Here is a 25,911-nt window from a genome sequence, read left to right as displayed (position 1 = left end):
TTTGATTTAAATTTTAATCAGTAGAAGGATTAAAGGTATCCTTAAAAATAACATCAATTAATTTATAATTTTTGTTGATCTTTTTACCAATTGCAAAGGTTATTACTACATTCATTACTATACAAATTGATATTAATAGCGTGATTAAAGTGAAATTTCCGACATCTTGTAGTACAACAGCTAAGAAAATCATGGCTACATTAAAAAAACCTAAAATCATTACAATTTGATTGGAGTTAAAACCTAAACGCTGTAAACGATGATGGACATGATTACGATCTCCTTTAAATGGAGATTTTTTATGAAGTATACGGATAAAAAATATCCTTAATGAATCAAAAACTGGGACTAATAAAACTGCAACTGCAATAGATGGGGCTGAGTAAAAATAAGGTTTCGGTAGAGAGCCAACCTTGTTAAGTTCAATAAATTTAATTGCTAAAACCACACAGACCAATCCTATGATTAACGCACCTGTATCACCCATAAAAATTTTAGCAGGCGAATAATTAAAAGTTAAAAACCCAGCAATAGCACCGAACATTGCAAAAGCAATAAAAGCATAAGGTAATGCATTAGCTATTGCGAAAAATATTCCAAAACTTAATGTGGCAATTACTCCTAAAGTTCCCGCTAAACCATCTATACCATCGATTAAATTAAATGCATTGTTTACAAAAATAATTACGGTAATAGAAAACAAACTTCCCCATACTGAGTTGACCTCCCATGTATAAAAAACACCATATAAACTGGTTAGTTTAAACCCTCCTAACACGACTAAAATTATGGCTACTATTAACTGCAATAAAAATTTAGTGCTAGGATTTACCCCATACAAATCGTCTTTTAAGCCTAAACCAAACAAGATAATGCACGAGGTGATTAAAAAATTAGCTTGTTGATAATTTACAGTCGTAGCAAACAGCAATATAGTTATGGTAAAACTGCAAAAAATAGCAACTCCACCTAACCTAGAAATATGAATGCGATGTGCTTTTCTATATCCATCAGCATTATCAAATAAACGATATTTTATGGCTGTAAAAATAATGGAGGGAATGCCAGCTATTGATAATAGAAATGATAAACCAACAATTGAGATATAGTATATTAAATTTCCTTGCAAAAAATCCACAATAAATTGATTTGTCATGTATTTCAAAAATACTTATTAAATATTTATTGAAAGTTAATTTTATTAATTTAATGTAAATATTGTTTAAGCTTACTTAATTTTTTTACCAATAAAGTTACTATTGGAAATGAAATATTATTTGCCTTTATCGCTTTATAATCGTTAACTAAAGCATGGTATCGTTGTTTAAAAGAAGCATTGCTCATTCCGCCAGTTCTCATATTCACAACTAATTGATTAAGAAATACTGCTTTAATTTGATAACGATATAGGTATCTCAACATTAATTCATAATCTGCAGCTGAACCAAAGTTGAGAGAATAATTATCTAAACGGTTAAATAATTCTCTTTTTAGATATAAAGTCGGGTGTGCGGGCATCCAACCTAATTTAATATCTTTTTTTGTAAATGGTTTAGAAATCCATTTTCTTATAATTTGATTTGCATTTTCTGGATGAACATAATTCAAATTTCCATATACTGCATCTGAGTTATTTATTTTAAAGCATGTAACGATATTTGAAATCACATCTTTTGAAGCCAACATATCATCGGCATTAAGTATTCCGATAATATCTCCAGTGGCTAAATTAATCCCCTTATTTAGCGCATCATACATTCCCTTATCTTTTTCAGAAACAAAACAGTCAATATTTGATTTATATTTTTCTAATATGGTTAAAGTCGAATCGGTTGATCCTCCATCAATTACTATATATTCGATATCGCTATATGCCTGACAAATAATCGATTTAACACAATCTTCTATGTATTTCTCTCCATTATATACGACTGTGATTAAACTTATTTTCATTAGAAAATATTTATGCGTTAGCGTTATGAAAGTTAGGTTAAATCCTTTTGAATTTATTATGGAATTTCTAAAAAGGAAAATTAATTAAGGAAAGAGAAATTGGTTTAACACGATAAAAAGTTTTTGTTTTTTATAAAAAAGTAGCCTAATCCAGCAAAAACTATTATAATTAATCCAACATAATCATCAATTGGACAACTTTGTGGCGTATCGTATGCTTTTAATCCGGTGCCTATACCCATATCAACAGAACAAGTAGATGGTGTAGTATAATACCATGTACAACCCGCACCTAAAGTTACTTTTGTTCCAGACTTTCTATATGTAGTGCCACTCTTAAGCGTAGTATAGTTTGTAGATCCAACTACACAACCAATAGCAGCATTGCTATTATCCGTGATTACAAAAATTAGAAATAGTATAAAGAAATATTTTAACATAAAAGGATTTCGCTAGTACTTACGAACTCAATAATTGCACCATTTCATTAATTAAGACAAAAATTGATAAAAATAGACTTTATACCTATAATTTAATAGATGTTAAATTATAATTTTAAAAAATCATATAAATTATAGTCTATAAACAAGCATCACACCTCTATTTAAGTGAGTATAAATGGGAAATTAAATACTCGATTTTACTCAATTATACCCGCAAAATATGGCATTCAAAATCCAATTTAACTAAAAGTTAAATGAGTTCTTCTATAAAGAAAAAACATCCAAAACTTATGCCCTAAATAATTAAAGTTCAAGAGAGTTCATTCAATGCTGAGAAGCGACTAGAAACAGGAATAAAAATACTATATAAATCCTAAGAGGGTAGGTATTGACAAATTAAGTTTGATCTCTAAAAGCAAATTTTAAGCCGAAATAATTTGAGAAATTTTATTTAGTTAAAGTTAAAAATGCGCTTTTTTATTACCATATTTTTTCAGCATCTTTAACATGTATTTAATAGTTTTACAATATATGTAGACGATTATAATTCTACAAAGGAATATCATACTATGCAGAAAACCATTTATATTAAAAACTCACTCTTAATTTTCACAATCCTTTTATTGTTATCAGCTTGCTCAGCTCGCAAAGAAAAAACTCTTTTTAACGCTTCAACAGATATAGTTACTGATACAATTAAGCAAGTTTATGTAGTAAATGATCAAGGGCTGGGTGATTTGTACTATAAAATCAAAGTAAATGATATTTTGGCTGTTAGAAATGTGCAAAATAAAGAGTTTGGATCTACAAGTTCGACCGCAGCTTCTTCTAGTGGATCTGCAACAAATGTTACAGCTTACCCTGTTGATAATGACGGCAAAGTGAATCTCCCAGCAATTGGAAAAATCGCAGTTGCTGGCTTGACCCGAAAAGAGGTTACTGCCAAATTACAAGCAATTTATGAAGAAAAACAATTAGTTGACCCTATTATTGAGGTGTCAATTGTAAATGTTAAGGTTACTTTATTGGGTGAATTCATGAAACAGGGCAATTTTTTATTAGAAAGAGATAACACAACTTTAATAGATATTTTAGGTGAAGCTGGGGGTATTACAAAAACTGCCGATCCTAAAACGCTAAAAATTATACGTGGCGATAGAAGCAATCCAGAAATTATTTATGTTAATTTAAATGACATCAATAGCTTAGCTAGCAAAAAATTGATTTTACAAAACAACGATATAATTGTACTTCAACCTACTAAAAGCAGTGTTCTTGGCGAAAAACTGCAGAGCTTTAATAATATTATACAACCTTTGCTTGTTGTAATTAATTTAGCCGTACTAATATTTACATTTACACGTTAATGAGCAATCCAGAAATTTTACCACATAATAAATCTGTTAGGCAGGATATAGACTTTTATAAGATTTTCAAGGTTTTTTTTAGTCGTTGGTATTGGATTGCGGGCTGTGTAATTATTTCATTGATAATAGCTAGAATTAATATCCTGTATACGCCCCCAATGTATCAGACGAGCGCTTCTTTAAAATTACAAGAAAACAGACCAACACTTAATACAATGGGAGGTGATCCCTCGCAAGCTTACAATTATACCGACAAGATACAGTCAGAGGGAGTTGTTATTCAGAGTAATGATGTTATTTTAAATGCAATTTCCAATTTGGATTATAAAATATCTTACTATATAAAAGGTACGATTAGAACTACGGAATTATATCCGAGAAAACCATTTGAAATAGAAATTATTAAACAAGATTCGGTTGATTTTAGTCGGTTTTTATATCAAGTAGAAGCCGTAAACCCTACAACATATACTTTAATTTCTGAAAATAACGGACCTAAAAAGGAATATCATTATAGCGACACGCTAAAAATGGGCAATATGATATTCAGGATTAAAAGTCAAATCCCAGCAGGATCATATAGTTTTAAATTTAACTCAAAAGAAGATTTCATAGGTAGAGCAGGCAATATTACCATTAGTGAAATGGGCAATTTCACTAATATTATGCAGCTTATACAAACAGACTCTAATCCTGTTTTTGCTGCTGATATTTTGAATTCTATCATGAAGGAATATGTGGCTTATGACATCATTGAAAAGCGGAGATCAGCAGAGCAAACTATTGAGTTTATTGAAAGTCAGTTAGGTTTTTTAAGCAAAAAAGCAGATACAGCGGGGTCTAACTTAGCCAACTATAAAATAAAAAACAAAATGGTTGATTTAAGCGCTAGTAGTCAACTAAATGCAAGCAAATTAAGCGCACTTGAAACTCAAAAATCTGAAGTAAATATAGAATTGATTGGCATTAATGAGTTAGAAAATCAAATCAATAATAATAGAGATAAAATCAAAATTAATTTTGATTTAGAAGGCAACATAAGTGGTTTATTAAGTGGTTTAGTTGGTCAACTTAATACATTAATTAGTTCTAGAGAACTAAAGTTAACTCAATTTAGACCAAACTCAGAACCAATTCAAGAGGTTGATAAACAGATTTCAGACGTTAAGGCTGCAATTAAAAACAACATTAAATCTTTAAAAGAGCGCAATCTTAAATTGATGCGTTATTTTGATAATCAAATTGCTTTAGTTAATCAAAGTATTAGCCAAATACCAGGTAAGGAAAAAGATTTTGTGCAATTTCAATCTAATTTTGATGTAAATAATAAAGTTTTAACTTATTTATCAGAGAAAAAATTAGAATCTGAGCTAAATGCCGCTGCAATTGTTGCTGGAGCTGCAATTGTAAATAAAGCATTTCCATCAAATGTTCCAATTTCTCCTTTAAAAAATAAAATATATTCTTTCGCAGCGATGATAGGATTAGCCTGTGGTTTTGGTCTTATTTTGTTGGTACGCTTCTTAAATCCTTATATCTATGATAAAGAAACGGTTGAAGCTTTAACCAACACACCTATTATTGGGGTTATTCGAAAATTCCCAGAGTATATTGATAAAGATAGTAGACAAGCACTTTCCATCTCGAAACCAAAATCTGTTTTTGCAGAATCAGTGCGTTCCGTTCGTACAAACCTTAGCTTTTTAGCAAGTAACAAGAAAAGTAAAACTATTTGTATAACTTCTGAGGTTTCTGGAGAAGGAAAATCTTTTGTAACGGTTAATTTGGCTGGCACATTGGCTTTAATTGATAAAAAAGTAATTCTAATTGCTGCCGATTTAAGGAAATCGAAACTACATAAGGTTTTTGGTAGCGATAATAAAAATGGCTTAAGTTCTTATTTAACTGGACAAAAAACGTTAGAAGAAGTTATTATTCATGATGATGTCCATAATATAGATTTTATACCTTCTGGTCCTGTTCCGCCAAATCCTTCGGAGTTATTGCATACAGAATCTATGAAGAAATTGTTAGAAATATTAGCTCCTCAATATGATTATGTATTGGTAGATACTGCTCCAGTTGGTTTGGTTTCAGACGCTATCCCATTAATTAGACAATCTGATGTAAACCTATTTGTAATTCGCTCAGGTAAATCACAATTTAGAGCCGCAGCAATACCCGAAAGGCTATCTCGCGAATACGGCTTAAGTAATTTAGCTATCGTTTTAAATGCTTTTGGTGATGATGCTCTTCATTCTAATTATTACACAACCGACTACGCTAGGGGTGGTGGTAACAGCACATATTATTATTCTGATTATTCTGGCTACGCTGGATCTGGGTATTATGAAGAGGATCCGAAAAAATGGTGGGAATTTTGGAAGAAGAAATAATGTATACGAAGGATACCAAATATGATAGACAGTAGTTACAAATGGTACCCTGTCTACACACGTTCTAGGGCTGAAAAAACCACACAGATAGCATTAGCAAAAAAAAATATCATATCTTATTTGCCCTTAAAAAAGGTCTTAAAACAATGGAGTGATCGGAAGAAAATTGTTGAGGAACCTTTATTAAAATCCTATCTTTTTGTTTATATCTCGGCCAAAGAATATGCAGAAGTATTAATGACATCTGGCATGAGTCGTTTTATTTATTTTTCTGGAAAAATTGCTTCTATTCCTGATAAGCAGCTAGAAGATTTGAAGTTATTATTAGCTAACGAAACAGATCTTGAAGTAATTGAATATGATATTTCTCCAGGAGAAAAAGTTTTAATTAAGGCAGGCCCATTTAAGGGAATAATTGCAGAATTAGTATCTTTAAAAAGCAAAAAAAATATCGTTTTACGATTACAAGAATTAGGTTATTCTATACAAATTAATACTTCTATGGCTTTTATTGAGCCTATAGTTTAAATACCAAAATACTAAGCAGTTACAAAAAATTAATGTGATTGAGAGGGCGAAGCTGCGCCTGATTTACACCCCATTTCATCAATTATTTTGCTAAAAAATACAAATCCCATTCATCATTTCAATTACCACTTTAATAGTTTAACGAATAGTTAATACATGTGTAGAATTGCCGGCATAATTGCTCCAAATTTTTCTTCAACACAATTAAAACACCAAATTACCTTAATGTGCGATAGTATGATTCATGGTGGTCCTGATGATTTTGGGGTAATTATTGATGAACAGAAAAAGGTAGGTTTAGGCAATAGAAGACTCTCTATTTTAGACTTGAGTTCTGCGGGTCATCAACCCATGTTTAATGACGATGAACAAATTGCAATTACCCACAATGGAGAAATTTATAATTTCAAAATTCTAAGAGATCAACTTATTCAAAATGGTTTTCAATTTAAAACCGACACAGATACAGAAGTAATTATTAAGGCTTATCAATTTTGGGGAGAAAATGCTTTCGAAAAATTAAATGGGATTTTTGCTTTCTGTTTACACGATAAAATAAAGAATTGCTTTTATTTAGTAAGAGATCAAAGTGGTGTAAAACCATTGTATTATAGTAATAGTATTGATCATTTTACATTTGCTTCTGAAGTAAAAGCATTTGAATATTCGGGTATTACTCAGCAGCCAAATGAAAATTGGAAAATATATTATTTAGCCTTTGGGCATATTCCCGAACCTTTTACTACTTTAAAAAATGTATATAGTCTTCCGAAAGGCAGTTTTTTAAAATATCAATTAAATGATGGTTCATTTAAAATTCAACCCTATTTTCAATTTAGCTCTGCTATTCAAATAATAGATGAAGATGAAGCAATAATTAGAATTAAGGAAGAACTAAATAAGGCGATTAAACTTCAATTAATTTCTGATTCAACTATTGGTGTTTTATTTAGTGGTGGGCTCGATTCTAGTATCATTACTGTACTGGCGGATACATATGCTAAAGGAAATTTAACTTCTATATCTGCTAATTTTGATGAAATAGATTTTTCTGAAAGCTCTTATCGCCGAATTATTTCTGAAAGAGTTGAGGCAAGTCATCGTGAGCATATGATTACGTATCGCGATTTCGTTTATAATTTTGATACCATTTTAAAAAATATGGATCAACCTACTAATGATGGCATTAATACTTGGTTTGTTTGTAAATGTGCAAAAGAAAATGGGTTGAAGTCGGTGCTTTCTGGTTTAGGTGCTGATGAATTATTTGGTGGATATCCATCATTTGATAGAATTAGAAAAATTCAAAATTTAGGAAAATTGAGCAAGGAATTAATTAAATCTGCTCGATTTCTGAAAAACACTAAATTAAATAGACTCTATTATTTGAGTTTTCAATCGCCAGTTGGCGAATATTTATGTTTAAGAGGTTTATACACGCCCGATATTATAGCCAAACTATTAGAAATAGATGTACAAACAGTTATTAATTGCTTGCAAAACATTCCCTTAAATGATAGCATTCGTTATTTAAACGATGAAGAAAGAGCGAGTTGGTTTGAGATGAATATGTATATGCAAAACCAATTATTAAAGGACACCGATTTTATGAGTATGAGCCATGGTGTGGAGGTAAGGGTTCCATTTTTGGATGTAAATTTTGTAAATCTAGTAACCTCGATACATCCTTCGATAAAGTTTGGGGTTTATCAGAAAAAACGATTATTGATAGAGGCTTATAAAAAAGAACTTCCAGAGCAAATCTGGAATCGGTCTAAAATGGGTTTTACTTTTCCTTTTCAAGAGTGGATTAAAAAAAACAAAGACATTTCATCTCCTGATCTTTATCAAAATAAAAAAGCTAAAAAGTTAATCACTTCTTTTAACAACAATAACCTGCATTGGTCCTCAGCTTTTGCACTTTACAAAGTATTTCATGCCTCCTAAAGTTCTATTTTTAACCTTAAAAGTTTTCGGATTTACTGGTGGAATTGAAAAAGTATGCCGTTCTATTTGTCGTGCTTTATATGATTTGGGAGAAGAAAATACGCTTGAACCCACTGTTTATTCTATGTACGATAAATATTTTGAACGCGATTCGAGGTATTTAAAAAAGCAACAGTATCAAGGATTTAATGAACATAGAAAGTATTTTGTGATTAAATCTTTATTAAAAGGCATAAGATCTGATGTTATTATTTTAAGTCATATTAACTTATTATCTGTGGGTTATCTAATTAAACGATTTAGCCCAAAGACTAAGGTTTACTTAATCGCCCATGGGATAGAAATTTGGAGAAAACTACCCGAACCTAAGCTGAAAGCACTTAACAGATTAGATAAAATTATTGCCGTTAGCCATTTTACAGCAGAAAAGATAAAAAGCATACATGGAATTAAGGCAGAGAAGATAGAAATACTTAATAATTGTATTGATCCATTTTATTTCTTTCCCGAAAATTTCAGCAAACCCGAGCCATTGTTAAAAAGATATGGACTTAACCCAAATCAAAAGATATTAATGTCGCTTTCTAGAGTCGTATCTTCAGAAAAATATAAGGGTTACGATAATACTATTTCCATTTTACCCCAGTTAATTAAAAAATATCCTGAAGTTGTGTATTTAATAGCTGGCAAATCTGACGAAGAAGAAAAGTTAAGACTGGAGAAGTTAATCATCAAACATCAAATAGCAGATCACATTAAATTAATCGGTTTTATAGATGAAGCCGAGATTACCGATCATTTTTTGTTGTCGGATATTTTTGTAATGCCAAGTAAAAAAGAAGGTTTTGGGATTGTATTTATTGAAGCAATGGCAAGCGGTTTATGCGTTGTAGCTGGCAATAAAGATGGTAGTGTGGATGCCTTAAAAAATGGAGAATTAGGTAAATTAGTTAACCCTGATGATTCGAATGAAATTGAAAAAACATTAAATGAACTTTTGAAATCTCCTTTAGATCACGAAGAAAAAATTGCTTTACAAAAAAGTGTTTTAAAGGCATTTAGCTATGAAAAATATCGCGAAAGCATTAGGAAATTAATCCAACAATAAAATGAAGTCAATATTTAAAAGTTTATTGAAATTTTTACCAAAAAAACTAGTAGATCATTTGTATTATACTCATGAAGAACACAAAAAGCTAGCTTTTAGTGCTCGTTCTTTTTCTGCGGAAGGGGAAGATATTATGCTTACACGATTGTTCCCAAATAAAATTTCGGGTTTTTTTGTTGATATTGGTGCTCATCATCCAAGTTATGCTTCAAACACAAAACTATTTTATAATATGGGATGGAACGGCATTAATATCGAGCCCAATCCAAATGCGAAAGAGCTATTTGATAAAGAACGTCCTAGAGATATTAACTTAAGCTTATTGATTTCCGAAAAAAATGGTAACGTAAATTTCCATATGTTTAATCAACCCTCTATGAATACAATTTCTGATGAAGTAATGGAAGAATATAAAAAAGTAGAATGGTGTACGTTTCTTGAAACAAAAAAAATTAAATCAATGCGTCTTGGAGATGTTTTAAATACTTATTTGAAACCTGACCAGGAAATAGACTTTATGTCTATCGATGTAGAAGGGGCTGAAATGCAAGTGTTAAACTCTAATGATTGGAAATTTAAGCCTAAAGTAATTTTATTAGAAATTAATGATACCGATATCATAGAGGTTTTAAAAACGCAACCTTATTTATTTTTAATTGAAAGAGATTATAATTTTTATGCTAAAACTGGAAACACTGTGTTTTTCAGGTTAAGCGACTTTAAATAAATAGTTAAAATTTAGCAACTTAGTATTAATGGCAGTACATTGGTCAATCACGAAATAAACAAATCATTAAAAAATTGGGAAATTCTTCCATCAAGTAAACTTTTTGAGCTTAAGCTAAAAGAAGTTTGGGCATACAGAGATTTATTAGGCTTATTAGTAAGAAGAGATTTTGTTTCTTTTTATAAACAAACTATCCTTGGTCCGCTTTGGTTTTTTATACAGCCCTTATTTACCACTATAATTTTCACTTTTATTTTTGGTAATCTTGCTGGCATATCTACAGATGGATTGCCAAAGCCACTCTTTTACATGGCAGGAATTACTGCTTGGAATTATTTTGCTGATTGTTTAACTAAAACATCGACTGTGTTTAAAGACAATGCGGCAATTTTTGGTAAAGTTTATTTTCCGCGATTAATTATGCCTCTTAGTATTGTGGCAAGCAATTTAGTTCGTTTTGGAGTGCAAATGATTTTGTTTATCCTCATGATACTTTATTATTATGTTAATGGCGCTCAATTTAGCATAAGTTGGGCAATTATATTGTTCCCATTTATCATTGTTTTAATGGCACTTTTAGGATTAGGTGCAGGTATGATTATTTCTGCCATGACTACTAAGTACCGGGATTTAGCTTTTTTAGTGGGTTTTGGAGTACAATTATTAATGTATGCCACTACTGTAATCTATCCTTTATCATCTGCCATCGAAAAATATCCGAAATATAGTTGGGTAATTGAATTTAATCCGATGACTCCAATAATTGAAACTTTTAGGTATGGCTTTTTAGGCGAAGGGAGTTTTAGTTGGACGAGTTTAGGCTATGCCACTTCAGTAACAGCAGTTCTTTTAATTATAGGGATTATTGTATTTAATAAAGTAGAAAAAACATTTATTGATACGGTTTAAAGGCCTTTAACTTTCAATCTTAGTTCAACTCATGTCAAACATCGCTATAAAAGTAGAAAATTTAAGCAAAGCCTATCAATTAGGTGATATTGGAACAGGAACAATTAGCCGTGACTTGGAGAGATGGTATGCTCGAATACGGGGCAAAGAAGACCCATTTCTTCGAATTGGAGAAACCAATGATCGAAATACAAAGGGAAATAGTGATATTGTTTGGAGTTTAAAAGATTTAAATTTCGAAATTGAACAGGGTAATGCAGTAGGTATTATAGGAAGAAATGGGGCAGGAAAAAGTACTTTACTTAAAATTTTAAGCAAAGTTACTGCTCCAACGTCAGGTAAAATTTCAGGTTATGGTCGCATAGCAAGTTTATTAGAAGTAGGTACAGGTTTTCATCCAGAGCTTTCAGGCAGAGAAAATATTTTCTTAAATGGTGCAATTTTGGGCATGAGAAAACATGAAATTAAAAGAAAATTTGACGAAATTGTAGCATTTGCAGGGATAGAACGATATATTGATACTCCAGTTAAAAGATACAGTAGTGGGATGTATGTGCGCTTAGCATTTGCAGTTGCTGCCCATTTAGAAAGTGAAATTTTAATTGTAGATGAAGTATTAGCCGTTGGCGATGCAGAGTTTCAAAAGAAGTGTTTGGGCAAAATGAATGAGGTAAGCAAAGGTGAAGGGAGAACGGTGCTTTTTGTAAGTCATAATATGCATGCCATTACCGAACTCTGTACCAAAGGAATTGTGCTGGACCAGGGAAAAATGATCGTTTCTGGCGATATTTATAAGGCTGTTGATTATTACCAAAAAAATCAAACACAATATTTGAGTAGCTCATGGATACGTACAGCAGTACTCAATAGCCCAAGTTTTACAAAAATTGAAATCCAATTGGAGGGTAAGCAACCACATTTAGTCTTAAATGTGAAATTTGAAGTGAACAGTTTATCTAATTCTGCACCCGCTTTTATTGCTCTTGGAATTAAAAATAGTTTAGGTGGATTAATTCTTCAGGCCTATCCATCGCTAGATCAGTTTATACAGTTTAATGGTAAAGCAAATGCGTACAGCTGTCAGATTTCTTTAGATCATCTAATCCCTGACCTTTATTCGTTATACGCACTTCTTGGCGTGAGTGAATCAGAAGTATATGATTGGGTGGATAATCAATTGGGATTTGAAATTTTTGAACCCCCAACTCCAGAACGCACTATTCCTTATCATCCACAGCACGGATCAATTATCGCGTCTTCAAGATTAACGTAAAAAATGATAAAATGGCTTTAGCACCAATCGTACTTTTTGTTTATAATCGATTAACCAATACACAAACGCTATTGAATTCTTTGCTAAGGAATTCTCTGGCTAAAGATTCCATTTTATATGTGTATTCTGATGGCGCAAAAGAAGATGCAACCGATGAGCAACGGGATAAAATTACCACTGTTCGAGAATTTGTTAAAAGTAAAAATTGGTGTAAAGAAGTGCACCTTATTGAGGCCGAAAAAAATTTAGGATGTGGACCATCCATCATAAAAGGCGTTACAGAAGTTATAAATAAACATGGGAAAATGATTGTGATAGAAGACGATCTCAACTTATCTCCATTTTTTCTAAACTATATTAATGATGCACTGGATCTTTACGAAGACGAACCAAAAGTATCTTCAATTGGCAGTTGTAATTTTTTTGCCTGCGGGGATAAATTTCCAAGCACATTTTTCATCCAATATCCTGATTGTTTAGGTTGGGCAACATGGGCTAATCGATGGAGTTCTTTTGAACCTGATGCCGATAAACTTTTGAAAGAGTTAAGAGAAAAAAATCTAATCGAAAAATTTAATGGACATGGTGCTTTCAAAATGGAGGAACTCTTAATTGCACAAGCCAACAATCAGGTTTCTGCTTGGGATGTACAATGGACGGCAACTTGTATTTTAAACGATTGGTTTACATTGTATCCAAATCCAGCTGTTACCCAACATTTGTTTATAGAAAATGCAACCCATGCTTCTTTTAATGTTGTCCCTCCCCTGCTCGAAGAAAAAATAGTACTTGAAAAAGTTGAAGTAATTGTAATTCCTGAGGTTTATGCAGCAATGAAATTAGGTTACCAAGGCAAGGGCGATTTTTATGGAAATAAAATTAAGATTAAAAAAGATCAAACATTTTACTTAAATAAATTGAGAAGTTATTATCATCGCACTAAAAAGTTTGCAAGATCAATCATCAAATAAAATGGGTCTTAAAAAAGTATTAAAAAAAATAATTCCTTCGCCAATCTTTAAGGTTAAAAATTACTTTTTTGGACCAAAAAAATTTGTATGGTTTACGTTCTATCAGAATTGGCAAGATGCCGAAAATGATGCTGAAGGATACAATGCATCAGATATTTTGGAGAAATGCAAATCATCATTGATTAAAGTTCGTGATGGCGAAGCAGTGTATGAACGCGACTCGATGTTATTCGATGAAATTCAATACAGTTGGGGATTATTGGCAGGTTTGCAAAAAGCAGCTATCGAATATGGAAATGAACTTTGCGTACTTGATTTTGGGGGTTCCTTGGGAAGCTCTTATTTCCAAAATAAGGGTTTTTTAGAGCCCCTAAAAAATTTGGAATGGTGCATTGTAGAGCAAGAAAATTTTGTAAAATGTGGTCAAGAAGAATTCGAAAATGACCAACTAAAGTTTTATTATACAATTTCAGAATGTCTCAAAGAGCACAAACCAAATGTGTTATTATTAAGTAGTGTAATCCAATATTTAGCCGATCCAATTACATGGATTAAATATTTTTTGAGCTTAGATATTCCTTACATTATTATTGATAGGACAGCCTTTACACAGGATAGCCAAGATCTGGTTTGCTTACAACGCGTACCAGACTATATCTATCATGCAAGTTATCCCTGTTGGTTTTTTGAGAAGGAAAGGTTTATTAAACATTTTCAAGATAAATATAATATTCTAGGCTATTTTGATAGTGGTTATACGCACAGTCAAGTACTAAATGGAAAAAAAATATACTGGGACGGATTAATACTAAAAAGAAATGAAATATCTTAATTTAGGCTGTGGGCAACACTTTTCACAAGAAAAAGTCTGGACCAATTTAGATTTTGTTTCAACTGGTGAGGGTGTCATCGCACATAACCTATTAGCTGGAATACCCTTTCCAGATCATACATTCAATTTGGTATATCATTCGCATGTGCTCGAGCATTTTACAAAACTTGATGGTTTAAAGTTTTTGAAAGAATGTTACAGGGTTTTAAAGAAAGATGGAATTATCAGAATTGCAATACCAGATTTAGAAAGAATAGCTAAAACTTACCTTCAAACATTAGAAATAGGAGTTGAAGATGAGGAAAATCAAAAAATTCGTGCAAACTACGATTGGATTATGCTAGAAATGTATGATCAGACCGTTAGGAATCATGGTGGGGGTGAAATGGCAAAGTTTCTTTTCCAAGAAACAATAATTAATGAAGAATTTGTTTTTGAACGAATTGGAGAAGAAGGTAAGGCAATAAGACAGTATTTTTTAGAAAGCCCTAAAAACACTACTCCACGTAAAAGAACCTTAAAATCTCTTTTCTATTCTGCACTACGTAGGATAAATCCATTTAAAAAAAGTAGGCAAGCGGTTATTGAAAGTCAAATTGGAAAATTTAGGTTACAAGGAGAGGTTCATCAATGGATGTACGATCGATATTCACTTAATTATATTTTAAAAAGCATTGGTTTTGATAAAATTATAATTAGAGATGCATCAAATAGCTATTGTACTGAATGGGATACTTATAATTTAGATCAAAAAAATGGACAAACTAGAAAACCAGATTCTTTATTTATTGAGGCCATAAAAAACTAATGCTAATTTTTGCGACTTTATTTGACTACAACTATTTAAATAGGGGTTTATGCCTGATTGATTCGTTAGACAAAACCCTTAAAGATGATTACAAGCTTTTTATACTAGCATTAGATCAAGAAACAAAGAATTTCTTTCATCAAAATCAACAAGATAAACATATTGTAATCCAGATTGATGAAATAGAACAAAAATATCCAGTACTCCTCGAAGCGAAATCAAATCGGACGAAAATTGAATATTATTTTACACTAAGCCCTTTTTTACCATTATATATCCTAGAAACTAACCCTACATTTAATAGAGTTACCTCATTAGATTCAGACATCTATTTTTTTTCGAGCCCAAAATCTATTTTTGAAAAATTTGGTCAGGATGATATTCTGATTACGCCACATGACTTCTCTGATGGATTAAAATTTTTAATAGAATATGGGCGATATAATGTTAGTTTTCAATCGTTCCCAAATACTCCAAATTCATTAAATATTTTAAATGATTGGAAAGATAAATGCTTAAACTGGTGCTACGATATTTTGGATCCAGAAACTAAATATTTCGCTGATCAAAAATACCTCGATAGTTGGAAATCAGACTTTAGCAACGTAAGAGATATTGATCTTAAAACTTGTGGAAGGGCTCCTTGGAATATAAAAGATACTCCAATTGATGGAAACTTAAACGTAAATGGCAGTAATTTAATTTATTACCATTTTCATCATTTAAGAATATATCAACACTTTATTAATCATGGATTACTTGCTTATGGAGTTTCAACGATTTCAAAACCTGTAAAGAAACTATACCGTATCTATCTTAAAAATTTAAATAGTATTAATATTAAGCTGAATCGCGTAAACGACAATCAAATTTTGAGGCTCAATGATGCATCCCCTAAAGTAATATTATGGTCTAGAATATGGGAGAGTGAAATAGGTGCACTAATTATATTTAATCAGATTTTATTTTTTGATATTAAATTTATCAAAAGAGTTTATAATTATTTTATGAGAAAACTAAATGTCATTTTTAATAAATCTTAAGACCTTTACTGATTCTAGGGGGAATCTAACTGTTATTGAAAAAATAATACCCTTTGACATTAAAAGGATATTTTATATCTATGGTGTAGATAAATCTGTAAGAGGTGGTCATAGACATCATAATACTATCCAAGCTGCAATCTGTATCCAAGGCAAGTGTACTATTTTTAGCGATAATGGTAACGAATCTGAAAATTTTGTGTTAGATCACCCTGCAAAATGTTTAATTATCAATCCAGAAGATTGGCACACCATGCATGAGTTTAGCGAGGATGCCATACTAATGGTGCTTGCTTCAGAATATTTTGAACCTTCAGATTATATTTTTGAGCCGTATGATTGAATATGAAAATTTAAAGCTAGTTAACCAACCCTATGAAGTTAAGTTTAAAAAAGCACTAACTTCTTTTCTTGAGAGCGGTTATTACATTTTGGGTAACCAGGTTAGGCTTTTTGAAGAAGAATTTGCAAAATATTGTGGTAGCAAATTCTGCATTGGTGTTGCAAATGGGTTAGATGCACTTTATCTTTCTCTTATTGCATTAGAACTTCCAAAAGGTGCTGAAGTAATAGTTCCTTCCAATACTTATATTGCCACTATTTTAAGTATTATAAATGCTGGGTTAAAACCTGTTTTAGTAGAACCGAAGCTAGAAACCTATAACATAGACCCGAATTTAATACCAAAATATATCACCAAAAACACCAAAGCAATTATGGTGGTACATTTGTATGGTAAGCCCTGTGAGATGGAGAAAATTGTGGCAATTGGTGAAAAATTTCACTTAGCAATTGTTGAAGATTGTGCGCAAGCTCATGGTGCTAAGGTAAATGGCAAAATGGTTGGCAACTGGGGAGTTTTTGGTGCGTATAGTTTTTATCCCACAAAAAATTTAGGAGCACTGGGTGATGCAGGTGCAATAATTACCGATAATGAAGATTTTGCAAATAAATTAAAAGCCTTACGAAATTATGGCTCCCACAAAAAATATCATAATTATTACATTGGAATCAATAGTCGATTAGATGAATTACAAGCTTTATTTTTAAGGATAAAATTGCAAGATCTTAATCAAGCGAATCAGCATAAAAAAAATCTGGCAAATATTTATTTTAACGAGCTTCAAGATGTAAATATAATATTACCAATTAAGCAAGAAGGAATTAAAGATGTGCATCACATTTTCAACATTAGAACTAATCAAAGAGATGAACTCCAGCAATACCTATTTACCCATGGAGTAAAAACTGAAATTCATTATCCAATTCCTGCTCATCAACAAGTTGGTTATCAAACACATTTTATTAATCAATCATTCCCAATTTCAGAATTGATTCACAATACAACATTAAGTTTACCTATTTCTAATTCACTTAGCACTAAAGAAATAAGTAAAATTTGTACAATTATCAAACAATTCTTTACTAATTACAAAACCCAATGCTAAAAACAATAAGCAGGATTATCCTTCTTTTAGGTCAGAAAATGGACGGTCTAGCTAGAAAAATAGCTTATAAAATTTACACTCCTACTACTACTTTAAAAGATTTAGGATGGACAAAGTTTTGTAAAGCTAATGGAGAAGAATTACGTTATGCCTATGACCTAAATAAAAACTCAATTGTTTTTGATGTAGGCGGGTATGAAGGTGAATTTACAAGTGATTTATTTAGCCGTTATGAGAGTCAATTCTATATTTTTGAAGTTTATCAACCTTACACTAAACAAATTAAAGAAAGATTCAGATTAAATGATAAAATAAAAGTTTATGATTTCGGGCTTGGTGCCATCGATGAAACAATTCAAATTTCTATAGATACGGTAAGTACTTCTTCATTTAAAAAAGCAGAAATAATGGTTGATGCCAAACTTAAAAAAGCATCAAATTTTATGGATGAAAATGAAATAAAGCAAATAGATCTCATTAAAATAAATATTGAAGGTGGAGAATACAATCTACTAAACCATCTGATTGATTCTGGAAAAATAAATAATATTATCAACTTACAAATTCAATTCCATGATTTCGTTCCTAATGCAATTTCAGAAATGGAAAGTATCCGTAAAAAATTAAAAAAAACACATACGCCCACTTATCAATTTGATTTTATTTGGGAAAATTGGAAGAAAAACCCTTAATGAATGACAAATTTAATTGTTCGAAGCAATGATTGTTGTTAAACTCCAAGGCAGATTAGGTAATCAATTATTTCAGTATGCATTTGCATATTCGACAGCTAAGAAACTTTCTACTCGTTACTACCTAGATCAGGAAATTGAAAAATGTATTCTAATAAAATATTTTGATATTAGTACTGGCACATTTAATCTGTTGGATAAAACCTTATTTTCAATCAAAGATTATAAACGTTTTTTTTCGCTTTATTTAAGGAAGAAGTTTTATAAATCAATTAAACTTTTGATGCATTATAAATCTATTTATTCATTTCCTTTTACTGCAGCATTTGACGAAGTAAATAAAACCATAAAAAACAATAGTATATATGAAGGCTATTTTCAATCTACACTTTTCTTTAAAGATCATGAAGTTAACATTAAAGAAAAATTAACGATTAAAAGGAAATATAAGGAGCTATATCAGCAGAAATATAAGGGATTACTTAAAAATAAAGTTGCTGTTATTCATGTGAGAAGAACAGATTATCAAAATCTTGGCACTTTAGGTCTCGGTAATGATGACCTTACACTTCCATTAAATTATTATCACAATCTAATAGAAAACCTTTGTAAAAAAGATGCGAATTTATATTTCGTTTTTATAAGCGATGACACTCCATTTATCATTAAAGAATTTGAGTACCTACCAAACAAACACATTTCAAATGAAAGTGAAATAATTGATTTACAACATCTTATTTACGCAGATATTTGTATAATCAGTAATAGCACTTTTAGTTGGTGGGGAGCGTATTTAAATAACAAGCCCAATAAAATTGTTTATGCTCCAAAATACTTTTTAGGTTTTCATATCGACAAAACATTACCACCTGAAATTTATCCTGAAAATTGGATTCAAATAGAGGTAGCATAAATGAACCAAAACCATTTGAAATCAAGTTATCTTCCATAATTAGAAAAATTATTGTTAAAAGTTAAACAAATTTTTAGGTGAAAGTGGGCATTTCTGTTATAATCTGTTGTTACAATAGCGAAAATAGAATTGAACAAACGCTGGCTCATTTGGCTAGGCAAAAGCTTTCAAGTTCATTACCTGCCGAGCTAATTTTGGTTAACAATAATTCTACTGATAAAACGGTCATTCTCGCAGAAAAAGTTTGGCAGACATACCACAGTCCATTTCATCTTTTAATTGTTGCTGAGCCAACTCCAGGTTTAAGCAATGCTAGAAAAAAGGGCATAGCAATGGCTAAATATGATTATCTTATTTTTTGCGATGATGACAATTGGCTAAATGAAAACTATTTAGAAACTATACGTACCTATTTTGATTCAAACCCAGACATTGCGATTGTTGGGGGTATAGGTGAGCCTGTTTTTGAAAAAACAAAACCTTGGTGGTTCGATCAATTTGATAGTGGTTATGCAGTTGGAAAACAAGCAGAAAAAGATCAATACCTCAATACAGTTTATGGCGCGGGAATGGGTCTAAGAAAAAGTGCAGTTAAAAATTCAAAATTCATTTCAACACCATTTTTATTGAAAGACCGCGAAGGTAAAACGCTTTCTTCTGGTGGCGATTCTGAACTATGTTTAAGAACAAGATTACTTGGTTATAAAGTGTTTTATACAGAAAAACTATCCTTTAAACATGAACTTACTGCAAGTAGATTAACATGGGAATATCTTGTGCGCTTACATGATGGTTTTGCTCATGCCTTTGTTCCACTGTATATTTATGAATCCGTTTTAAACGAAAAGAAAATTGGCACGTTTTATTGGCTAAAGCGAAGTTTCTTTTATTATGGTAGAGTATTAAAATATGCAATTTTCTATTTGCCAAAAATAATTAATGGTACTGAAGGGAAAATTGAAATAATTCATTTGAGAAATTGGTTCATCATAGCTAATAGTTTTCTAAAGTATAATTTTCAAATCAGGAAAATATATAAACGATTAATGGTTATTAAATTAGCTAATTATAAAAATTTATCGTCCCAATTATAGATGCCATTATCACCAAAAAAAAATACCTGGCCCAAAATTTCTATTGTTACGCCCAGCTATAATCAAGGCGATTTTATCGAAGAAACAATTCTATCTGTACTAAATCAAAACTATCCGAATTTAGAATACATCATAATTGATGGTGGAAGTACAGACCAAACTATAGAAATTATAAAAAAATACGAATCTAAACTTACTTATTGGGTATCTGAATCCGATAACGGGCAGGGAAATGCAATAAACAAAGGATTTAGAAAGTCTACAGGAGATTTATTTGGATGGATAAATAGTGATGATTATTATACGCCAAATTCTTTTTTAAAATTGGCAGAGGCTTTTAATCCTAACATTGGATTTTATTATGGAGACTCCTTAGAAATAAATCAAGGGCATACATCTTATACTGACGCAAAATTTGTTGCAGATTCTTTTTTGAGATTCGGTGGCCTTATCGCATCTCATAGCGCCTTCTGGAGCAAAACAATTCATCAAGAAATATGGGAAGAGATGAAATGCAATATTGATGGAGAGTTTTGGATTAGGTTATTAAAAGGTAAAAAAAAGAGATATATCCGCTATCCATTAGGTGTTTATAGGCATCATACTGAATCAAAATCAAGCAATGACAAATGGGAAAAAGCCTGGAGAATGGATGATATGCTTATTGAAAAAAGACATGGCCCACCACCACAAGCAAGAAGCTATAAGAGAGTGAAATATATTTTATTCACCAGATTATATGAATTTATTCAGAAATTTTGGAAACGACCATCACCTTGGAACAAATAAAAATTGCCATTTTAGTTCCATGTTATAATGTAGAGAATTATCTTCCATATCTCTTCGAAGGGATACATGCACAATCTATACTTTTTGATGAAATCATATGTTATGATGATTGTAGTCAAGATAATTCAGCAGAAATTGCTCAATCATTAGGAGCAAAAGTAATTAAGGGGATAACAAATAAGGGAGCAGCATTTGCAAGAAACAGATTAATTGAAGCTACTACCTGCAATTGGGTCCATTTTCATGATGCAGATGATCTAATTGATTCTTCATTTGTTGAAGAATTTAAACACAGTATACAAAACAGTTTAAACACACAGTCAAATTGCTATCTATCGAATATGGATGTTAAACGAGGCATTCATAAAGAAATTCAATCAACAGTTGTTTACAATAGTGAAGAAATTGAAAAAGATGCGATTAAATATTTTTTAGAAAACAATGGATTTGCTCTAATCGGCTGTTACCCAATAGATTTACTTAAAAAGATAGGTGGATTTAGAGAAGATATTAGAGGGAATGAAGACCCTGACCTACATATAAGATTAGCGGCAGTAGGTGCTCATTTTATTTGTTTAAATAAAGCGCTTGTCACAAACATTACTCGTGAAGATTCATTTTCTGTACAAAATTGGTTGCACTGTATGAAGGATAAGCTTACATGTTTAGAACACTATCACCTCGTATTAAACCCTAAATATTTCGAAATAATTGGAGAGCAGGCCGCTAAGCTCTCCAATTATTTTTATAAAGAAAATGAAGTCGACTTAAGCAATAAAGCCCTTAATCTTGCTTTAAGAACAAAAGTTCGTACAATTAAAGGAACACTATTTTCTGAATACATCAGTAAACTCTTTGGCGTTGCTTTTTACATTTGGTTAAGTAGACGAAGAATAGATTATAATTTAAGTAAATGAATGCCTTAGTCTCCATTATTATACCTGCCTATAATGCCGAAAAATTTATTTTAGAAACAATTAATTCTGCATTGACCCAATCTTATTCGCCAATAGAAATCATTGTTGTAGATGATGGATCAACTGATAAAACTGTAGCAATCATCAATGCACAAAATTCAGAGCGAATTAAAGTTATTTCTAAGCAGAATGAAGGAGCTAGCAAGGCTAAACAAATTGGATTAGAACATGCAAATGGTGAGTTTATTCAGTATTTAGATGCTGATGATATCTTGAGTGAAGATAAAATCGCCATACAGGTTGCTACTTTAACAGCTCATCCAGATCATGTAGCAGTATGCAGTACAGTTCATTTCGAATATCATCAAAATTATTTGGAACAATTGCCCAGTACTCACGAGGAAAAATATTTATATACAACGAATAATCCTGTCGAATTTTTAATTAACCTTTGGGGTGGGAATGGAAATGGCGGTTCAATGATCCAGCCAAATGCTTTTTTAACACCGATATCAGTTATCAAAAGAGCAGGACCTTGGAATACCAGTATTTCCCCATGTCCAGATGAAGATGGAGAATACTTTTGTAGAATTATTTTGGCAAGTAAAGGAATTCTATACACCGAAAAAGCATTAAATTATTACAGGAAATTTGCTGTAAGGAACAGCCTCAGTTCATTAAAAAGTTATGCTGCATTACATAATTCTTATCAATCTATATTATTAAAACAAGAAGAACTATTTAAGCACAATAATAGCGATAATGCAAAATTGGCAATTGCACGTCAACTCATTTCTATTGCTATTGAAGCTTATCCAAGATATTCAAAACTTACTAACTCCATTATTAAAGAGGTTAAAAAATTGGGCAAATATAAATTTACTCCAATTATGAGCGGAGGACCTAACCTATTTTTCATTTCCAATACTTTAGGATGGAGAATTGCAAGATTAATTCAATATTATAAAAAATGATTGCTATAGTAACTTCATGTATTCATCCAAAACAACTTTCATCTAATTCTAGAAGTTTTGTTCCGTTAAAACAGAGAATAGAACAAACTTTATACACTTTAGAGCGTCTTAAAGCTACAGGATTTAAACAAATTATTTTAATTGATAATTCTTATGAAGTAGATTTTAATAGCATTAAATTAATTCATAATGATGTTAAGATTTTACATATTCAACAATATCAATTTACAAATAAAGGAATTAATGAACTCCTAATGTTGCTAACCATTTTGGATGAAATCCCTAAAGACACGCCTATTTTTAAGATAAGTGGCAGGTATTTCCCAAACGAGTCATTTAATTTTGAATTTAATGCTGAATATGATTTTAAGTTGCGCACCTATAACTTTTTCAAAAGAAGGGGAACAATTTCTACAAGAGGCTATTTTGTAAAAAACAAAGAAATTTACGAAGACTTTTTACTAAAAACATTAAATGAAGCCTTTATTTATCAAAGTAGGTTTGTAGGTTGGAGAAGTTCAATCCTTCAATTAAAAAATATTTTTTTTCCTATTTTCTCCAAAAAATTAAATACATCAATAGAATTTGCAGCTGTGAGAGTATTAAAAAATAGCAACTACAAATTAGAGTTGATTGATACCATTGGAATTGAAGGACAGATTGCTGGATTTGAGAATTTAACAGCAATTAATGAATGAAAATTATTTATGAATACCACCATTATTCAATCTTAAAATGATTTCTATTATTATTTGTTCCATTGATAACAAAAACTTTGACCAAGTAGCTCAAAGTATAATGGCAACAATTGGAGTTGAATACGAAATAATTAGAATTGAAAATACGATTACAAACTATGGTATATGCAAAGCTTATAACTTAGGTGCAAATCGGGCTAAAAATCCATATCTATGCTTTATTCATGAGGATATATTATTTAAATCAGATAACTGGGGTTTAGAAATTATCCGTTTTTTTGAACAGCATAAAAATATTGGGGTAATTGGAATTGCTGGCTCCGCTCATAAATCGCTTGTACCTAGCACTTGGAATCAAGGCTTATATGCTACAGATCATTTCAATTTAATTCAACACTATAATGATTCAGTAACATTGGATACAACAAAAAGTGCTGATCAGTTTTCTGAAGTTAAAACCTTAGATGGGGTATTCTTATTTACCACCAAAGAAACATGGCTTAAAAATAATTTTGACGAGATCACTTTCGACAAATTTCACTGTTACGACCTCGATTTCTGTATCCAAGTTGGGCAAAAAGCTAAACTTTTTGTATTCAATGATATGTTAATTGAACATTTCTCTTCTGGAAGCCTAAACAAAGACTGGGTTCATTATTCCATAAAACTATCAGAAAAATGGAAACATATCCTTCCAGTAAGCGATCTTACCAAAAAGCAGCAAAAAGAAATCGAATGGAGAAACAGAAAAATATTTCTGTTAAGAATGAACATCCTTGGGTATCCTTTCATTGGAATACTAAAAGTATTCTTAAAATGGAATTTCATAAGAAATACCTCGTTTGTTAAACTTGTTTCCTTTTTTTATACCGTTATAGGGCAAAAATTTAAACTTATTAAGAAAAAGCCGCTGTATTAATACGGAATTTACTACACGATAATCAACGAATGAAAATTTTCCTCTCTTTCTTACAATCTAAAGTACAGCACCCAATACCAGCATATAGCTTTTGGGAATTTTATATTAAAAATGGAATTGAAGAAGCGGGTTATGAATGGATAGAATGTGATGAAGTGGATTGGGCAAAAGGACTAGTGCCACAAACGAAAGAAGAATTAGCAGATTGGAAGAGCTATTCTTGGGAAAAAACACTTCGATATTTAAAAAATAACACTCCCGATGTATTTTTAAGTTATTTATATCCAAATCAGATTGATATAGACGCTATCAATTCAATCAAAAAGTTAGGTATCCAAACTATCAATTTTTTTTGTGATCATGTACGTTTATTTACTAAACTGCCTAAAGAATTTGAAGTTTTTGATAAAAATTGGGTTCCAGAATATAAAGCTATTCCATTATATCAAAAAGCTAAACTGCCCTATTTCAATTTACCAATGCCAATGTGGGTAGATCCAAAATACAGAGCTATTAGTGAGTATGAACACGATGAAATCACATTTATAGGATCAAAAGATATTCAACGCCAACTGTTTTTTGAAGACGTTTTAACAAAAGATAACAATTTTGATATTAAAATTTATGGCAATGGATGGCAGTCAACTAAATCGCCCTCTCCTAAACAAACTTCTATTATCAAAAAAATTGGCAATCAATTTAGTTATTTAAACAAACATGGAATAGGTTCATATTTTAATAAAATAAAACAGAATAATTTTAATGCGCTACTAAGTCTACAATTAACTAATGCACTGCAATCTACTTTAGATTTTAACGATTATATTAAGAAAACGAGGGAAAGTAAAATTGTATTAGGCATTAATAGATATCCTAGTTTTAATTTCCCACTTCACAAGCCAAATACATATTCTAGATTAAGAGATATTGAAGCTCCAATGCTTGGGGCATGCTATTTAACTGAGTGGACTGCAGGTCTTGATCATCTATATGATATCAACCATGAGATATTAACTTTTAAAACTTCTGATGAACTGATTGAAAATTGTAAACGCCTGTCAAATGATAAACAATTAAGAATAAGAATTAAAACTGCTGGTCAACAAAAAGCTTTAAACGAACATAGTATTCCTTCTATTCTAAATAAATTAATCGGTTAATT

The 25,911-nt window shown here is 31.1% G+C and carries 26 protein-coding genes; 23 read left to right on the top strand and 3 right to left on the bottom strand.

What is annotated here, in order from left to right:
- Positions 1–13 precede the first annotated feature (13 nt).
- The 3 genes from GM921_RS01370 to GM921_RS01360 all read right to left on the bottom strand — a co-directional run bounded on the left by GM921_RS01370 (position 14) and on the right by GM921_RS01360 (position 2,393).
- On the bottom strand, positions 14–1,156 hold the full coding sequence (locus GM921_RS01370) for an MraY family glycosyltransferase (RefSeq protein WP_182920821.1): 1,143 nt from the start codon (positions 1,154–1,156) through the stop codon (positions 14–16).
- A 50-nt stretch (positions 1,157–1,206) separates the two neighbouring features.
- On the bottom strand, positions 1,207–1,953 hold the full coding sequence (locus tag GM921_RS01365) for a glycosyltransferase family 2 protein (protein ID WP_182920820.1): 747 nt from the start codon (positions 1,951–1,953) through the stop codon (positions 1,207–1,209).
- Between the two features lie 104 nt (positions 1,954–2,057).
- The gene (locus GM921_RS01360; protein WP_182920819.1) at positions 2,058–2,393 is read right to left on the bottom strand and encodes a hypothetical protein; all 336 of its coding nucleotides are present in this window, start codon (positions 2,391–2,393) and stop codon (positions 2,058–2,060) included.
- A gap of 572 nt (positions 2,394–2,965) precedes the next feature.
- Between GM921_RS01360 and GM921_RS01355 the strand changes: the two genes are divergently transcribed.
- The 23 genes from GM921_RS01355 (at position 2,966) to GM921_RS01245 (ending at position 25,909) form a co-directional block, all read left to right on the top strand.
- Positions 2,966–3,763, top strand: a complete 798-nt coding sequence (locus tag GM921_RS01355) for a polysaccharide biosynthesis/export family protein (RefSeq protein WP_182920818.1) — start codon at positions 2,966–2,968, stop codon at positions 3,761–3,763.
- The gene (locus GM921_RS01350; protein WP_182920817.1) at positions 3,763–6,159 is read left to right on the top strand and encodes a GumC family protein; all 2,397 of its coding nucleotides are present in this window, start codon (positions 3,763–3,765) and stop codon (positions 6,157–6,159) included. The genes GM921_RS01355 and GM921_RS01350 overlap by 1 nt, the downstream gene beginning before the upstream one ends.
- Positions 6,160–6,180: 21 nt before the next feature.
- Positions 6,181–6,687, top strand: coding sequence for a UpxY family transcription antiterminator (locus GM921_RS01345; RefSeq protein ID WP_182920816.1), 507 nt, complete (start codon positions 6,181–6,183; stop codon positions 6,685–6,687).
- 156 nt (positions 6,688–6,843) lie between these two features.
- Positions 6,844–8,634, top strand: coding sequence for an asparagine synthase (glutamine-hydrolyzing) (gene asnB / locus GM921_RS01340; RefSeq protein ID WP_182920815.1), 1,791 nt, complete (start codon positions 6,844–6,846; stop codon positions 8,632–8,634).
- The gene (locus GM921_RS01335) at positions 8,624–9,742 is read left to right on the top strand and encodes a glycosyltransferase family 4 protein (protein ID WP_182920814.1); all 1,119 of its coding nucleotides are present in this window, start codon (positions 8,624–8,626) and stop codon (positions 9,740–9,742) included. Before asnB ends, GM921_RS01335 begins: the two co-directional genes overlap by 11 nt.
- Before the next feature lies 1 nt (position 9,743).
- Positions 9,744–10,469 (top strand): FkbM family methyltransferase, encoded by a 726-nt coding sequence (locus GM921_RS01330; protein WP_182920813.1) that lies wholly within the window; start codon positions 9,744–9,746, stop codon positions 10,467–10,469.
- 39 nt (positions 10,470–10,508) lie between these two features.
- Positions 10,509–11,378, top strand: coding sequence for an ABC transporter permease (locus GM921_RS01325; protein WP_202985617.1), 870 nt, complete (start codon positions 10,509–10,511; stop codon positions 11,376–11,378).
- Between the two features lie 31 nt (positions 11,379–11,409).
- Positions 11,410–12,651, top strand: coding sequence for an ABC transporter ATP-binding protein (locus GM921_RS17465; RefSeq protein WP_235969756.1), 1,242 nt, complete (start codon positions 11,410–11,412; stop codon positions 12,649–12,651).
- 11 nt (positions 12,652–12,662) lie between these two features.
- Positions 12,663–13,622, top strand: a complete 960-nt coding sequence (locus tag GM921_RS01315) for a glycosyltransferase family 2 protein (RefSeq protein ID WP_182920812.1) — start codon at positions 12,663–12,665, stop codon at positions 13,620–13,622.
- Position 13,623: 1 nt separating this feature from the next.
- On the top strand, positions 13,624–14,454 hold the full coding sequence (locus GM921_RS01310) for a methyltransferase, TIGR04325 family (RefSeq protein ID WP_182920811.1): 831 nt from the start codon (positions 13,624–13,626) through the stop codon (positions 14,452–14,454).
- The gene (locus tag GM921_RS01305; protein ID WP_182920810.1) at positions 14,441–15,262 is read left to right on the top strand and encodes a class I SAM-dependent methyltransferase; all 822 of its coding nucleotides are present in this window, start codon (positions 14,441–14,443) and stop codon (positions 15,260–15,262) included. The genes GM921_RS01310 and GM921_RS01305 overlap by 14 nt, the downstream gene beginning before the upstream one ends.
- Complete coding sequence (locus tag GM921_RS01300) at positions 15,262–16,305, top strand: hypothetical protein (RefSeq protein ID WP_182920809.1); 1,044 nt, start codon at positions 15,262–15,264, stop codon at positions 16,303–16,305. The genes GM921_RS01305 and GM921_RS01300 overlap by 1 nt, the downstream gene beginning before the upstream one ends.
- Positions 16,283–16,648 carry a sugar 3,4-ketoisomerase gene (locus GM921_RS01295; RefSeq protein WP_182920808.1) on the top strand — a complete coding sequence of 122 codons (366 nt, stop codon included), beginning with the start codon at positions 16,283–16,285 and terminating at the stop codon, positions 16,646–16,648. The genes GM921_RS01300 and GM921_RS01295 overlap by 23 nt, the downstream gene beginning before the upstream one ends.
- Positions 16,641–17,753 (top strand): DegT/DnrJ/EryC1/StrS family aminotransferase, encoded by a 1,113-nt coding sequence (locus GM921_RS01290; RefSeq protein WP_182920807.1) that lies wholly within the window; start codon positions 16,641–16,643, stop codon positions 17,751–17,753. The genes GM921_RS01295 and GM921_RS01290 overlap by 8 nt, the downstream gene beginning before the upstream one ends.
- Entirely contained in the window at positions 17,747–18,445 is a 699-nt protein-coding gene (locus tag GM921_RS01285; RefSeq protein WP_182920806.1) for an FkbM family methyltransferase, read from the top strand. Before GM921_RS01290 ends, GM921_RS01285 begins: the two co-directional genes overlap by 7 nt.
- Positions 18,446–18,473: 28 nt before the next feature.
- Positions 18,474–19,358, top strand: coding sequence for an alpha-1,2-fucosyltransferase (locus GM921_RS01280; protein WP_182920805.1), 885 nt, complete (start codon positions 18,474–18,476; stop codon positions 19,356–19,358).
- A 77-nt stretch (positions 19,359–19,435) separates the two neighbouring features.
- Positions 19,436–20,452: a glycosyltransferase family A protein gene (locus tag GM921_RS01275; protein WP_182920804.1), complete on the top strand. Its 1,017-nt coding sequence runs from the start codon at positions 19,436–19,438 to the stop codon at positions 20,450–20,452.
- Positions 20,453–21,241: a glycosyltransferase family 2 protein gene (locus GM921_RS01270; RefSeq protein WP_182920803.1), complete on the top strand. Its 789-nt coding sequence runs from the start codon at positions 20,453–20,455 to the stop codon at positions 21,239–21,241.
- On the top strand, positions 21,211–22,158 hold the full coding sequence (locus GM921_RS01265) for a glycosyltransferase family 2 protein (RefSeq protein ID WP_182920802.1): 948 nt from the start codon (positions 21,211–21,213) through the stop codon (positions 22,156–22,158). Before GM921_RS01270 ends, GM921_RS01265 begins: the two co-directional genes overlap by 31 nt.
- Complete coding sequence (locus tag GM921_RS01260; protein ID WP_182920801.1) at positions 22,155–23,132, top strand: glycosyltransferase family 2 protein; 978 nt, start codon at positions 22,155–22,157, stop codon at positions 23,130–23,132. Before GM921_RS01265 ends, GM921_RS01260 begins: the two co-directional genes overlap by 4 nt.
- Complete coding sequence (locus GM921_RS01255) at positions 23,129–23,830, top strand: hypothetical protein (RefSeq protein ID WP_182920800.1); 702 nt, start codon at positions 23,129–23,131, stop codon at positions 23,828–23,830. Before GM921_RS01260 ends, GM921_RS01255 begins: the two co-directional genes overlap by 4 nt.
- A 37-nt stretch (positions 23,831–23,867) precedes the next feature.
- Positions 23,868–24,749 (top strand): glycosyltransferase, encoded by an 882-nt coding sequence (locus GM921_RS01250; RefSeq protein WP_182920799.1) that lies wholly within the window; start codon positions 23,868–23,870, stop codon positions 24,747–24,749.
- A 29-nt stretch (positions 24,750–24,778) separates the two neighbouring features.
- Complete coding sequence (locus GM921_RS01245; RefSeq protein ID WP_182920798.1) at positions 24,779–25,909, top strand: glycosyltransferase family protein; 1,131 nt, start codon at positions 24,779–24,781, stop codon at positions 25,907–25,909.
- Positions 25,910–25,911 lie beyond the last annotated feature (2 nt).

It is taken from the genome of Pedobacter planticolens (assembly GCF_014172375.1).
GTDB lineage: Bacteria > Bacteroidota > Bacteroidia > Sphingobacteriales > Sphingobacteriaceae > Pedobacter > Pedobacter planticolens.
This window is presented reverse-complemented; position numbering and strand designations above follow the sequence as displayed.

Excerpts from the sequence above, each read along its gene's own strand:
- GM921_RS01365 (WP_182920820.1), bottom strand. The coding sequence starts at position 1,953 with ATGAAAATAAGTTTAATCACAGTCGTATATAATGGAGAGAAATACATA.
- GM921_RS01370 (WP_182920821.1), bottom strand. The coding sequence starts at position 1,156 with ATGACAAATCAATTTATTGTGGATTTTTTGCAAGGAAATTTAATATAC.
- GM921_RS01305 (WP_182920810.1), top strand. The coding sequence starts at position 14,441 with ATGAAATATCTTAATTTAGGCTGTGGGCAACACTTTTCACAAGAAAAA.
- GM921_RS01330 (WP_182920813.1), top strand. The coding sequence starts at position 9,744 with ATGAAGTCAATATTTAAAAGTTTATTGAAATTTTTACCAAAAAAACTA.
- GM921_RS01285 (WP_182920806.1), top strand. The coding sequence starts at position 17,747 with ATGCTAAAAACAATAAGCAGGATTATCCTTCTTTTAGGTCAGAAAATG.
- GM921_RS01350 (WP_182920817.1), top strand. The coding sequence starts at position 3,763 with ATGAGCAATCCAGAAATTTTACCACATAATAAATCTGTTAGGCAGGAT.
- GM921_RS01280 (WP_182920805.1), top strand. The coding sequence starts at position 18,474 with ATGATTGTTGTTAAACTCCAAGGCAGATTAGGTAATCAATTATTTCAG.
- GM921_RS01355 (WP_182920818.1), top strand. The coding sequence starts at position 2,966 with ATGCAGAAAACCATTTATATTAAAAACTCACTCTTAATTTTCACAATC.
- GM921_RS01250 (WP_182920799.1), top strand. The coding sequence starts at position 23,868 with ATGATTTCTATTATTATTTGTTCCATTGATAACAAAAACTTTGACCAA.
- GM921_RS01335 (WP_182920814.1), top strand. The coding sequence starts at position 8,624 with ATGCCTCCTAAAGTTCTATTTTTAACCTTAAAAGTTTTCGGATTTACT.
- GM921_RS01245 (WP_182920798.1), top strand. The coding sequence starts at position 24,779 with ATGAAAATTTTCCTCTCTTTCTTACAATCTAAAGTACAGCACCCAATA.
- GM921_RS01295 (WP_182920808.1), top strand. The coding sequence starts at position 16,283 with ATGTCATTTTTAATAAATCTTAAGACCTTTACTGATTCTAGGGGGAAT.
- GM921_RS01290 (WP_182920807.1), top strand. The coding sequence starts at position 16,641 with ATGATTGAATATGAAAATTTAAAGCTAGTTAACCAACCCTATGAAGTT.
- GM921_RS17465 (WP_235969756.1), top strand. The coding sequence starts at position 11,410 with ATGTCAAACATCGCTATAAAAGTAGAAAATTTAAGCAAAGCCTATCAA.
- GM921_RS01345 (WP_182920816.1), top strand. The coding sequence starts at position 6,181 with ATGATAGACAGTAGTTACAAATGGTACCCTGTCTACACACGTTCTAGG.
- GM921_RS01255 (WP_182920800.1), top strand. The coding sequence starts at position 23,129 with ATGATTGCTATAGTAACTTCATGTATTCATCCAAAACAACTTTCATCT.
- GM921_RS01360 (WP_182920819.1), bottom strand. The coding sequence starts at position 2,393 with ATGTTAAAATATTTCTTTATACTATTTCTAATTTTTGTAATCACGGAT.
- asnB (WP_182920815.1), top strand. The coding sequence starts at position 6,844 with ATGTGTAGAATTGCCGGCATAATTGCTCCAAATTTTTCTTCAACACAA.
- GM921_RS01310 (WP_182920811.1), top strand. The coding sequence starts at position 13,624 with ATGGGTCTTAAAAAAGTATTAAAAAAAATAATTCCTTCGCCAATCTTT.
- GM921_RS01300 (WP_182920809.1), top strand. The coding sequence starts at position 15,262 with ATGCTAATTTTTGCGACTTTATTTGACTACAACTATTTAAATAGGGGT.
- GM921_RS01315 (WP_182920812.1), top strand. The coding sequence starts at position 12,663 with ATGGCTTTAGCACCAATCGTACTTTTTGTTTATAATCGATTAACCAAT.
- GM921_RS01270 (WP_182920803.1), top strand. The coding sequence starts at position 20,453 with ATGCCATTATCACCAAAAAAAAATACCTGGCCCAAAATTTCTATTGTT.
- GM921_RS01260 (WP_182920801.1), top strand. The coding sequence starts at position 22,155 with ATGAATGCCTTAGTCTCCATTATTATACCTGCCTATAATGCCGAAAAA.